The organism is Amycolatopsis stemonae, from assembly GCF_054781455.1.
In genome coordinates this window covers 41,095-52,219 of the sequence record NZ_BAAGUJ010000021.1, presented here as the reverse complement: position 1 = coordinate 52,219, position 11,125 = coordinate 41,095, and the positions used below count along the sequence as shown (strand labels likewise).

13 protein-coding genes and 1 tRNA gene are annotated in these 11,125 nt (G+C 74.6%); 4 read left to right on the top strand and 10 right to left on the bottom strand.

Annotated features, from left to right (window positions below):
- Positions 1-29 precede the first annotated feature (29 nt).
- The 3 genes from selB to ACYVLJ_RS43230 all read right to left on the bottom strand — a co-directional run bounded on the left by selB (position 30) and on the right by ACYVLJ_RS43230 (position 3,119).
- On the bottom strand, positions 30-1,751 hold the full coding sequence (selB, locus tag ACYVLJ_RS43240; RefSeq protein ID WP_460443050.1) for a selenocysteine-specific translation elongation factor: 1,722 nt from the start codon (positions 1,749-1,751) through the stop codon (positions 30-32).
- A complete protein-coding gene (selA, locus tag ACYVLJ_RS43235; RefSeq protein ID WP_460443049.1) occupies positions 1,742-3,025 on the bottom strand; it encodes an L-seryl-tRNA(Sec) selenium transferase in 1,284 nt (427 codons plus the stop codon). Before selA ends, selB begins: the two co-directional genes overlap by 10 nt.
- Positions 3,025-3,119 (bottom strand) — tRNA-Sec (locus tag ACYVLJ_RS43230). The genes selA and ACYVLJ_RS43230 overlap by 1 nt, the downstream gene beginning before the upstream one ends.
- 54 nt (positions 3,120-3,173) lie before the next feature.
- Between ACYVLJ_RS43230 and selD the strand changes: the two genes are divergently transcribed.
- Both selD and ACYVLJ_RS43220 read left to right on the top strand, forming a co-directional pair.
- On the top strand, positions 3,174-4,166 hold the full coding sequence (gene selD / locus ACYVLJ_RS43225) for a selenide, water dikinase SelD (protein ID WP_451972219.1): 993 nt from the start codon (positions 3,174-3,176) through the stop codon (positions 4,164-4,166).
- 34 nt (positions 4,167-4,200) lie between these two features.
- The gene (locus ACYVLJ_RS43220; protein WP_451972217.1) at positions 4,201-4,413 is read left to right on the top strand and encodes a DUF2795 domain-containing protein; all 213 of its coding nucleotides are present in this window, start codon (positions 4,201-4,203) and stop codon (positions 4,411-4,413) included.
- Here the strand turns inward: ACYVLJ_RS43220 and ACYVLJ_RS43215 are convergent.
- On the bottom strand, positions 4,410-4,691 hold the full coding sequence (locus ACYVLJ_RS43215; protein WP_460443048.1) for a hypothetical protein: 282 nt from the start codon (positions 4,689-4,691) through the stop codon (positions 4,410-4,412). The two genes, ACYVLJ_RS43220 and ACYVLJ_RS43215, sit on opposite strands and share 4 nt — an antisense overlap.
- Before the next feature lie 54 nt (positions 4,692-4,745).
- Here ACYVLJ_RS43215 and ACYVLJ_RS43210 point away from each other — a divergent pair, with 54 nt between their 5' ends.
- A complete protein-coding gene (locus tag ACYVLJ_RS43210; RefSeq protein ID WP_451972213.1) occupies positions 4,746-5,312 on the top strand; it encodes a cysteine hydrolase family protein in 567 nt (188 codons plus the stop codon).
- A 232-nt stretch (positions 5,313-5,544) separates the two neighbouring features.
- Here ACYVLJ_RS43210 and ACYVLJ_RS43205 read toward each other — a convergent pair whose 3' ends face one another.
- Genes ACYVLJ_RS43205 through ACYVLJ_RS43195 form a run of 3 tightly spaced genes read right to left on the bottom strand, consistent with a single transcriptional unit; the run spans position 5,545 to position 7,689 of the window.
- Positions 5,545-5,877 carry an antibiotic biosynthesis monooxygenase family protein gene (locus tag ACYVLJ_RS43205; protein ID WP_460443047.1) on the bottom strand — a complete coding sequence of 111 codons (333 nt, stop codon included), beginning with the start codon at positions 5,875-5,877 and terminating at the stop codon, positions 5,545-5,547.
- A gap of 43 nt (positions 5,878-5,920) precedes the next feature.
- Positions 5,921-6,823, bottom strand: coding sequence for a serine hydrolase (locus tag ACYVLJ_RS43200; protein ID WP_460443046.1), 903 nt, complete (start codon positions 6,821-6,823; stop codon positions 5,921-5,923).
- Positions 6,820-7,689 (bottom strand): LysR family transcriptional regulator, encoded by an 870-nt coding sequence (locus tag ACYVLJ_RS43195; protein WP_460443045.1) that lies wholly within the window; start codon positions 7,687-7,689, stop codon positions 6,820-6,822. Before ACYVLJ_RS43195 ends, ACYVLJ_RS43200 begins: the two co-directional genes overlap by 4 nt.
- A 108-nt stretch (positions 7,690-7,797) precedes the next feature.
- Here ACYVLJ_RS43195 and bla point away from each other — a divergent pair, with 108 nt between their 5' ends.
- Positions 7,798-8,694: a serine hydrolase gene (bla, locus tag ACYVLJ_RS43190; protein WP_460443044.1), complete on the top strand. Its 897-nt coding sequence runs from the start codon at positions 7,798-7,800 to the stop codon at positions 8,692-8,694.
- A gap of 138 nt (positions 8,695-8,832) precedes the next feature.
- On the opposite strand, the gene ACYVLJ_RS43185 is transcribed toward bla, so the two are convergent.
- From ACYVLJ_RS43185 to ACYVLJ_RS43175, 3 genes are all read right to left on the bottom strand, one after another.
- Positions 8,833-9,456, bottom strand: coding sequence for an NAD(P)H-dependent oxidoreductase (locus ACYVLJ_RS43185; RefSeq protein ID WP_460443043.1), 624 nt, complete (start codon positions 9,454-9,456; stop codon positions 8,833-8,835).
- Positions 9,457-9,477: 21 nt separating this feature from the next.
- Positions 9,478-9,711, bottom strand: coding sequence for a hypothetical protein (locus ACYVLJ_RS43180; protein ID WP_451973292.1), 234 nt, complete (start codon positions 9,709-9,711; stop codon positions 9,478-9,480).
- 103 nt (positions 9,712-9,814) lie between these two features.
- Positions 9,815-11,080, bottom strand: a complete 1,266-nt coding sequence (locus ACYVLJ_RS43175; RefSeq protein WP_451972200.1) for a PucR family transcriptional regulator — start codon at positions 11,078-11,080, stop codon at positions 9,815-9,817.
- Positions 11,081-11,125: the final 45 nt, after the last annotated feature.

The window sequence follows — 11,125 nt, the reverse complement described above, 5'->3', positions numbered from 1 at the left end:
GGTAATAGCGATACCCGCGAATCGCAGCGCTAACCGCGCACCATCCGGGTTCCGTCGCCGAGCGGTTCGGTGCGGCCGGCCGCGTCGAGCCGCTCCAGCAGCGGGATCATCACCCGCCGGGTGCTGTCGAGGGCCTTGCGCGCCTCCGAAACGGTGAACGGCCGGGTCAGCCCACGCAGCACGGCCACCGCCCGCTCCTCGACGTCCGGGCCGAGCACGACGCCCTCGGCGACCGCGGTCAGCCGGCCGAGCCGGACGGCCGCGGCCAGTTCGCGGCGGCCCAGGCCCAGCGCCCGCAGCTCGTCCGCCTCCGGCGCGCGGAACGGGTGCCCGGCCAGCCGCTTTTCCACCGCTTCCACGGTCTTTTCGACGGCCGGGGCCAGCCCGCCCGGGCGCCGGACGAGCCCGCCCGCCACGGTCAGGCCGGTGCCCGCCAGCAGCGGCTCGACCAGCTCCGCGGCGGGCAGCCCGAGCCGCTGCCGCAGGGCCTCGACCGGCACGCCCGCCGCGACGGCGTCCCACCCGCGCACGATCGCCGCCGCCTCCGCCCGCAGCCCGGCGAACCGGGCCGGGTCGGCGAGCCACTCGCCCAGCCGGTCGCCCGTCTCCGGCAGGCCCATCGCGGCGAGGTCCGCGGCCCGGACGAACCCGGTGCGGCGCAGGTAGGTCCGTGAGAGATCCGGATCGGCCAGCTCGTCGCCGCGCGCGCGAGCGGCGCCGCGGCGGGCCAGCGACGGGGGGTGGACGTCGAGCACGTCGAACCCGGCGGCGATCCGGTGCATCCCGGGGTCGCGCACCAGCCCGCGATCGCCGACGCGCAGGGGCAGCGCGCCGGCCGGGGTGAGCCGCGCGGTGTCCGTCCCCAGTGGACGGATCCGCACCGGCACCGCGGCGGTCCCGAAGTGCAGCACCAGGTTCCGGTGCAGGTCCGCGGCGGCCGCGCCGCGCAGCCGGACGTCGAACTCGGCCGTGGTGCGCCACCGGTCCGGCGTCAGCAGGACGTCGCCGCGGCCGACGTCGCCGCGCGCGGTCCCGCGCAGGTTCACCGCCACCCGGGCCACGGCTCGGACCCGCTCGCACGGCTCGCCGAGCGCCTGCAGACCGCGGACCTTCACCCGGGTGCCGCCGAGGAGCAGCTCGTCGCCGACGGCGATCGTGCCCGCGCCGAGGGTGCCGGTGACGACCGTTCCCGCGCCCGACACAGTGAACGCGCGGTCGATCCAGAGCCGCACGTCGGCGTCCGGATCGGGCGTCGGCAGGCCGCCGGTGAGCTCGGAAATCGCCGCGCGCAGCTCGGCGAACCCCGAGCCCGTCGCGCCGCTGACCGCAACGCTCGGCACCGCGCCCAGCGACGTCCGGCCGATCTCGTGCCGCGCCACCTCGGTAGCGGCCGCCGGATCGGCCCGGTCGGCCTTGGTGACGACCAGCAGCCCGCGTCGCACGCCGAACGCGTCCAGCGCGGCGAGGTGTTCGGCCGACTGCGGCATCCAGCCCTCGTCCGCGGCGACCACGAACAGCACCGCGGGCGCCGGGCCGGCCCCGGCCAGCATGTTCGGCACGAACCGTTCGTGGCCCGGGACGTCGACGAAGGCGACGTCTTCGCCGCCGATCCGCGTCCAGGCGAACCCGAGGTCGATGGTGAGGCCGCGGCGGCGCTCCTCGGCCCAGCGGTCCGGTTCCATCCCGGTCAGCCGGCGCACCAGCGTCGACTTCCCGTGGTCCACGTGCCCGGCGGTGACGATCACCCGCATCGGCGGACGGCTTCCCCGAGCTTCGCGTCCTCTTCCGGGCGCACGGTCCGCAGGTCGAGCAGGCAGCGGTCGCGTTCGACGCGGCCCACGACCGCGGGGTCGCCGGTGCGCAGCGCCGCCGCGTACCGGGCGGGCAGGCCGACCGCGAAGCTCGGCAGCTCGACGCCCGGCGCGCCCCCGCCGCCGACGGCCGCCAGGGACGGGACCGCCTCGGCACCGAGGTCCCGCAGGCTCAGGGCGAGGGCTTCGGCCCGGCGTCGCAGGGATTCGGCGGACGCGTCCAGTGCCGCGCGAACGGGCGTTACCGGTCCGCGAAGCGTTGCTTCGAGCGCGGCGAGCGTGAGCTTGTCGACGCGCAGGGCCCGCGCGGCCGGGTGCCGCCGCAGCCGCTCGACGACCTCGGCGTCGCCGAGCAGCAGGCCTGCCTGGGGACCGCCGAGCAGCTTGTCCCCGCTGGCCGTGACGACCGTGGCCCCCGCGCGCAGGGCACTGGCCGCGTCCGGCTCGTCCGGCAGGAGCGGGTGCGGCGTCAGGAGCCCGGAGCCGATGTCGGCGACCAGCGGTACGCCGAGTCCGGCCAGTTCGGCGACCGTCGCCTCCGAGGTGAAGCCGGTGACGAGGTAGTTCGACGGGTGCACCTTCAGCACGAACCCGGTGTCCGGGCCGATCGCGCCGGCGTAGTCCCGGACGGACGTCCGGTTCGTCGTGCCGACTTCGCGCAGCCGCGCGCCGGTCGAGGCCAGGAGGTCGGGGATGCGGAAGCCGTCGCCGATCTCGACCAGCTCGCCGCGGCTGACGACGACCTCCCGGCCCGGGGCCAGGGCGAGCGCGCAGAGCAGGAGGGCCGCCGCGTTGTTGTTGACGACGTGGACCGCGCCCGCGTCCGGGACCGCGGCGGCGAGCGCCGCGAGGGCGCCCCGGCCGCGGCGGGCCCGCTCGCCGGTCGCGAGGTCGAACTCGACGTCGGTCGCGCCGCCCGCCGCCACCAGGGCGTCGAGTGCGGCCGCGGACAGCGGGGCCCGGCCGAGGTTGGTGTGCACGACGACGCCGGTCGCGTTGATCACCGGCCGCAGTGAGGCCGCGCTCGCCGGAAGACGCTCGAGCACGACGTCGACGACGTCCCCGGCGGCGACCGCGCCCGCGCGCGCGTCCTGCTGGACGTGGTGGACGACCGCTTTGACCAGGTCACGGCCGAGCGTCCCGGCCGCCTTCGCGATGCGGGGCTCGGCCAGGACCGCGTCGGTCCGCGGGATCGCGCGGCGCGGGTCAGGCATGGCGGAGGCGGACGGGAATCGAACCCGCCAGCGGCAGGACCTGCCGCTCAACGGTTTTGAAGACCGCGCCGGTCACCAGGCCGGATACGCCTCCCTGCACCATGGCCGCCATCCTGCCAACTCCGCGGCCGGCGGGCACGATGAACCGGTGGCCATCCGACTGACGCAGTACGCGCACGGCGGCGGCTGCGCGTGCAAGATCCCGCCCGGCGAGCTCGAGGCGGCCGTCCGCGGCCTCACCGGGAGCTCGCCCGCCCACCCGGCCGGCGAGCTCCTCGTCGGCCTCGACACCGGCGACGACGCGGCGGCGGTCCGGATCTCCGGGTCGACCGCGCTCATCGCGACCACCGACTTCTTCACCCCGGTGGTCGACGACGCCTACGACTGGGGCCGGATCGCCGCGGCCAACGCGCTTTCCGACGTCTACGCCATGGGCGGCACGCCGGTGGTCGCGGTCAACCTGCTGGGCTGGCCGCGGGAGACGCTGCCGTTCGAGCTGGCGGGCGAGGTGCTGCGCGGCGGTCTCGACGTGTGCGGCAAGGCCGGCTGCCACCTCGCCGGCGGGCACAGCATCGACGACCCGGAGCCGAAGTACGGGCTGGCCGTCACCGGCGTCGCGGACCCCGCGCGGCTGCTGCGCAACGACGCGGGCCGGGCGGGCGTGCCCCTGACGCTGACCAAGCCGCTGGGCATCGGCGTGCTGAACTCGCGGCACAAGGCCACCGGCGAACGGTTCGCGCAGGCGATCGACGTCATGACGACGTTGAACGACGACGCCGCCCGCGCCGCGCTCGCCGCCGGGGCCGTCTGCGCCACCGACGTCACCGGCTTCGGGTTGCTGGGGCACCTGCACAAGCTGGCGCGGGCCAGCGGCGTCACCGCCCGCATCGACCCGGCGGCGGTGCCGTACGTCGAGGGAGCGCGCGAGGCGGTGCGCGACGGGTACGTCAGCGGCGGCACGCGGCGCAACCTCGACTGGGTGCGCCCGCACGCCGACCTGGCGCGGCTGCCCGAGGACGAGGTGCTGCTGCTGGCCGACGCCCAGACGTCCGGGGGTCTGCTGGTCGCCGGCGAGCTGCCGGGCCACCCGGTGATCGGGGAGCTGCTGCCCCGGTCGGACCACACGATCGTCGCCGGCTGAGTTTCGGGCGCGCGGCCACGGGTACGCGACGCGCATGCCTGCACCGGACCGATCCAGCCTCGAACAGCACCTGGCCGCGACGGAATACCCGTGCGGCCGCGACGAACTCCTGCGCCGGGCCGCCGCGGCCGGCGGCGGCGACTCCGTGCTCGGCTTCCTCGGCGGCCTGCCCGAGGGCGACCGGTACCCGGACTTCGACGCCGTGTGGGAGGCCGTCTCCGCGAAGCGCGTCCGGGGCGCGCCCTAAGCGAGCCGCTCGACGGCGTCGCGGGCCTCCTTCAGGTCCGCGCCCGTGTTCTCGCGGTAGGCCTTGATCGCCTGGATCTTCTTGCCTTCGCGCAGCAGCGCGGTGACCTCGGCGAGCCCCGGCTCCTCGACGGTCACCCCGAGCTGGGCGACGATCGCGTCCAGCTTCCGTTCCATCCGGTCGAGCCGGCGGCCGAGCCTGCGTTCGGTGGCCGAAGACCCCAGGCCGACGACCACGACGAGCAGGACGACGCCGAGCAGCAGCATCCCGTAGTCCATGGCAGGGCATGCTACTTCGCGAAAAGTGTCGGTGCCCGTGGTTAAGGTGCCGGCATGACGACTTTGACCGACCGACCGAACACCGCGTTGCTCGTGGTCGACGTGCAAAACGGTGTGATGGACGGCGCCCACGACCGCTCGGCCGTCATCGCGAACATCGCCGGCCTGGTGGAAAAGGCCCGCGCGGCGGGGACCGAGGTGGTGTGGGTGCAGCACACGAGCGACGAGCTCCCCCGCGGCGGCGAACCGTGGCAGTACGTGCCCGAGCTGGTCCGGCGCGAGGCGGAACCGGTGGTGCACAAGGAGTACGGCGACTCGTTCGAGGCGACGGACCTGGAGGAGGTCCTGGCCGCGCGCGGCATCGGCCGCCTGGTGGTGACGGGAGCCCAGACGGACGCCTGCATCCGCGCCACCCTGCACGGCGCGATCACCCGCGGCTACGACGCGACGCTGGTGTCGGACGCGCACACGACGGAGGACCTTTCGGCGTACGGCGCACCGGCGCCGGGCCAGGTCATCGCGCACACGAACCTGTACTGGCAGTACCACACGGCACCGGGCCGGACGGCCGGGATCGTGGCGGCGGCCGAGGTGGAGTTCGGGGTGAAGGCTTCGGCCTGAGCCGCGGCTCTCGAGAACGGTGCCGGGGCGGGCGGGCCGGAACCGCGCTTGGGCCGGGTGCCCGCGGGGCGGCGCCGAGCCGCCGACACCGCGCGGACACCGCCGAGCCGCGGACACCCTCCGACATGCGGAGACCGCGGCCGTGGACACCCGCAGCGGCCGGGCGTGCCCCGACCGCTCGGTGTGGCTTGTCGTGAGCGGGAAACCGTGTTTCCCACTCACGACGGAAGCCTTATTTCTCGCGCGTGAAGCCGTAAGCGCGCTCCACCTTGGCCACTTCGATGTGGTAATCCGCGTACCACTGCTCGCGCCCGCGTCGCTGGGCCTCGAGGTGTTCCGGGTGCTGCTTCCACGCCGCGATCGACTCGGCGTCGCGGTAGTACAGCACCGTCAGGTCGCGACCGTCCGGGCCCGTTTTCGATTCGCTGCCCAGGTAGCCCGGCTGGGCTCGGCCGAGCGTGGTCATGCGTTCGTCGAACGACGCGTAGCCGTCCAGGTTGTCCGCGTCGAGGGCGCTGCTGACGATCACCGCGTAGTACGGCGGTTCGGGTCTGGTGAAGGACACGCGCGGAGCCTAGGTCCGCGCGTTCCGCGCACCAACCGATTTCTCACGCCCCGCGCAGGTGGTCGCGCAGGGCGCGTGCGACCCGGGACATCAGCACGTCCGCCTCCGGCTGGAGCACCGCCGGCACCCGCGACTCCGTCAGCGCCACGACTCCGAACAGCCGGCCGTCCGCGTGCTCGACGACGCCCGCTTCGTGCCGCAGGTTCAGCAGCGTCCCCGTCTTCGACGACCAGCGGGCCGCGTCCGAGGCGAAGTCCGGGGTCAGGCGGTGGCGGACCACGTTGTGCGCCATCAGTTCCCGCACCTTCGCGGCCACCGACGGGTCGATCTTCGACGGTGTCCACAACGCCTGCAGCAGGTCGAGCAGGGCCCGCGCCGACGCCGAATTCGCGCGCGTGACGTCGAGCTGCGGGAGGCGGTGGCCCTGGCCGGCCGTGCCCGCACCGATGGCCAGGGAGTGCGCCAGGTCGGCCTCGCCCGCGTCGAACCGCTCGGCCGGGGTGTCGACGAGGTCCGCCATCAGGTGCCGGACGGCGATCCCGGGCAGTCCCCAGTCGTCCAGCAGTGCCGTGATCCGCGCCGGCGGGGTGAGGCCGAACAGGACGTCGGCGGCCACGCCGTCGCTCAGGGACGTGCTCAGGTAGAGCAGGTCCTCGATCGCGACGCGCGCCGGGTGGCGGAACCGGGTCAGCCCGATCGGCCCGGGCGTGGTGACGCCGCCGGGCGCGACCTCCAGCTGGGTCGCGCCGTCCAGCTCGCCCCGGCGGACGCGCTCGAACGTCGCCGCCGCCAACGGCACCTTGACCAGCGAAGCGATCGGGTACACGCGGTCCGGGTCGATCCCCAGCTCGTGGCCGGAGCGCAGGTCGCGGACCAGGAAGGACCCGCGCAGCCCGCCGTCGTCCAGCTCGGCCCGCAGCTGCCGGACCAGCGCTTCGCCCGTCATCCCTCGACTCCCAAACAGCGTCCGACGGCCACCCGCAACCCGTCCCGCAGCCGGTCGGCGTCCGCGCCCAGAGCCGCGGCGACGCCGAACCCGCGGGCCAGCGAAACCTCCCCGACCGGCCGCCAGTGCAGTCCCAGTTCCCCGGCCTGCGCGGCCGAGCACAGCAGCAGGTCCGCCGAGCCGAACACGGCCGCGGCGGCCGCGGTGAGCGAGCCCGCCACCTCGACCTGGGCCGGTGGCAGGCCCACCCGGTCCCGGACCCGCAGCAGCCGGTCCCGCACGTGCGGGACGTCGTCCTCCGGCTGGATCCACGCGCGCCGCCGCGGGCCGCCGGACCGCCCGGCCCGCAGGGTCTCCAGGTGCACGACCCGCGTCGGCGGCTCGGCCACGCCCGCCAGTCCCAGCGGCACCGACCACACGCCCTCGTCGGCCGGGACCGCGACGAGCGCGGCCCGCACCTCCTGCGTCCGGACGAGCTCGGCGCGCTCCCCCGGCGGCGCGACGCGGAACTCCAGGTGGACCTCGAGCGCACGGGCCTCGGCGACGAGCTCCGCGAGGTCACGCACCCCGCAGGTGTCCGGGACGGCCACGCGCATCGGCCGCAGCCGGGCGCGCCGGGCGTCGTGCTCCAGCGCGTCGGCGAGCTGCACCAGCCGCCGGGCCGTGGGCAGCACGTCCCGCCCGAACGGCGTGAGCCGCGCCCGCCGGGTCGAGCGGTCGAACAGCTGCTCGCCGAAGTGCCGTTCCAGCGCGGCGATGCGCCGGCTGGCGACCGGCTGCGGGATGTGCGCCACGGCGGCACCGGCCGTGAAGCTCCCCGCCTCGCTCACGCTCACGAATGCCCTGCAGCCGCCGACCAGGTCCACGACCGCACTCTATGCGGTTCCGGCATCGAACCGCGCGTTTCCGTCTTGGACAGCATCGGCGAACCCGGCGAGACTGCGGATGTCGATCATGACCGGAAAGGATGCACCGTGCCGTTCCCCCACGTCCGGCGGGCCGCGCTCGCCGCGCTGGCCTTCGTTTCGCTCACCGCCTGCGCGGCCGAAGCCCCGGCTCCCCCCGCCTCACCGACGCCCACGACGGCGAGCGCACCGCAAGCCGACTTCGCGCCGCTGGAGCGGGAGTTCGACGCCCGTCTCGGCGTGTACGCCGTGGACACCGGCACCGGCCGCGAACTCGCCCACCGCGCCGACGAACGCTTCGGCTACGCCTCGACGCACAAGGCGTTCTCGTCCGCCGCCGTCCTGCAGCGCACGAGCGTCGAAGGACTCGCGAAGGTGCTGAAGTACACCCGCGCCGGCCTGCAACCGAACTCCCCGGTCACCGAAAAGCACGTCGGCACCGGCATTTCGCTGCGCGACGCGATCGACGCGGCCCTGCGCTACAGCGACAACACGGCCGCGAACCTGCTGTTCGAGGAACTCGGCGGACCGCCGGGGCTCGCCGCCGCGCTCCGCGGGATCGGCGACACGACCACGCACGTCGACCGGACCGAGCCCGGTCTCAACGACCTCTCGCCGGGCGACGTCCGCGACACCAGCACGCCGCGCGCGATGGCCGGCAGCCTGCGCGCGTTCACCCTCGGTGACGTGCTGCCGCCGGAGCAGCGGAAGATCCTCACGGACACGATGCGCGCCAACCTGACCGGCGCGACGGTGATCCGGGCCGGCACGCCCGCGGGCTGGACCGTCGCCGACAAGACCGGCACCGGCGACTACGCCACGCGCAACGACATCGCCGTCGTCTGGCCGCCCGGGCGCGCCCCGATCGTGCTGGTCGTCATGTCCGACAAGAAGACGAAGGACGCGAAGCCGGACGACCGGGTGATCGCGGAGGCCGCGAAGCTGGTCTTCCACGCTCTTCGGTGAGAATCCAGGCCTCGAGATCGACGCCGTGGGTGCCGACGAACTCGGCCCGCACGAGCGAACCCGGCTCGGGTGCCGCGCCGCCCGGCCCCGGCCGGTGCCTTCCTCGTCGGAGTAGTCGCGGGAAGTGTCCGGAACCGGTCAGTCACCACCGAACAGGCGCCGGACCTCGGTTTCGACGTCGTCGAGCCACTGCGCGCGGCGATGGTCGTCCGCGTCGGCCACGACGCGCAGCACGAGCCGGCGCACCTCGGGCTCGCCGAGGTACGGCGCCAGGCAACGCCGCCAGATCGCGTCCAGGGGGTCGCCGAAGAGCATCCGCTCCCGGTCCTCGGGAGTGTCGGACGTGTTGACGACCAGCAGCCGCCGCACCGGGAGCAGCGGTTCGGGCGCGCCCCCGGCGTCGTCGAGGCGGTACGCGACGCCGGGGACGAGGATCCGGTCGAGCCAGCCGCCGAGGATGGCGGGCGGCTTGCCCCACCAGTTCGGGTGGACCGCGACGAGCCCGCCGGCCTCCCGCAGGTCGTCCCGGTGCCGGCGTACCAACGGATCCGTTTCGGCGGCGAGGAACTCCTCCGCCCGGGTCCCGCTCGTGTACGCCTCTTCCGCCTTGAGCACCGGGTCGAAGCCTTCGGCGTACAGGTCGTGGAAACGCACTTCCCGGCCCGACCGCGTCAGCGTGTCGCGGACCCGCGCGGCGAGCGCGTGGTTGAAGCTCCCCGGCCGCGGGTGGGCCAGCAGGACCACCACCGTCTCGTCGCTCACGGTGTCAGCCTGCCAGGGCGGTCAGCCCGCGTTCGCCAGCAGCCCCGGCCCCGAGGGCGCGCTCTCCATCAGGCACGAGTGGCACGGCATGCCGCGCAGCCCGTCCAGGACCTCGGCGTCGCCGGGGAAGATCGCTTCCCCGCACAGCGCCGTCAGCCGGTCGGGCACCTTGCCCGGGGCGGGAACGGGGATCAGGTGGCAGACGCGTCTGCTCTCGCCCACGACGCCTCGGCGCAGCCGCACCAGCGCGAGCATTCCACCGTTTTCACCCATACCGGAACGGTAGGCCGAACGGCGGACCCGGGCTTCGTGCTCACGACCCAACGATCTTCGGCGCCGGTGGTCCGGGATACCAAAGTCACGCCGGGGAGAGCACCGCCGCGCCCAGGCGCAGGCTCAGGTTGAGCGCGAGCTCCACGTCCAGGCGGCTGTCGGCGAGCCCGCGCGGCAGCAGCTCCTGCGCCTTGCGGACGCGGTACTGCACCGAGTTCTTGTGCATCGTCAGTTCGGCGGCGGCCGCGGTGTAGCTGCCGCCGGTCGCGAGGAACACGCGAAGGGTTTCGCGCAGCCGCCCGCAGTTCTCGTCGTCGGCGCTCAGCGGGCCGAGCGTGCTCGCGACCCACAGCCGGGCCGCGTTGAGGTCGCTCGACATCAGCGCCACCGTGCCGACCTCGCGGAAGGTCAGGGCACGGTCGCAGTGCTCCCCGGCGGCCAGCGCCAGGGCGTGCACCCGGCGGGCCTGCTGGTGGGTGTCGCGGAAGCCCGCGACGCCCGTGCCGGGGTCGCCGATCGTCACGCGCACGCCCGGGTCGGACCCGGCGAGCACCGCGTCGAGGTGCTCGCGGCCGACCGTCGCCCCCGGCGCGAGCGGGAGCCACACCCACGCGCCGGCCTGGTCGCGCGGCACGAACAGGGGCCGGCCCTCGCCGCCGGCCCGCTCCAGCACCGCCCCCGCGACCGACTCCAGCAACGACAGGGCGTCGTCGACGTAGGCCTCCGACGCGTGCCAGACGATCATCCCGACGTGCCGGCCGCGCAGCCGGTAGCCGATCACCGCCTCGGCCGCGTCGACGTCGGGCGGGCCGCCGTTCTCGCCGAGCAGGTCGAGCACCTTCGCCGCTCGCGCGGCGCTGCGGTTGAGCAGCCACTTGTCGCGTTCGTCCTGGTAGACGCCGACGAGCTGGCGCACCACCCGGGTGATGAACTCGTAGGCGACCTTGAGCAGCCGGCGCATCATCGCCCCGAGCAGGGCCGCGTCGTCGACCACCCGGACGCACTCCTGGAACCCGAAGTCGAGCATCGCGGCCTGCCCGAGGTCGTACGCGCGGATCAGGTCGAACACGGGCGTGCCGCGCTGGGCCAGCCGGCGCGCGTACTCCATCGCCGCGGCCGGTGGTTCCACGTTCGCCGGGTCGATGCCGTGGCGGAAGATCTGCAGGGCGGTCTCGATGTTCTGGTAGACGCTCGCCGTCAGCAGGCTCACCATGCGCTCGTCGTCGTTGACCAGCTGCGGCAGGTCGGCGGCGTAGAGCTGCACCAGCTCGCCGGTGAGCTCGCCCGCCCGCTCCGCCAGGGTGGCGGCGACCTGCCGGATGCGGTCCGAGACGACTTCTTCGTCGACCATGGAGCCACTTTACGGGGTGGTCGATCAAGCCTGTCCGTCGAACGC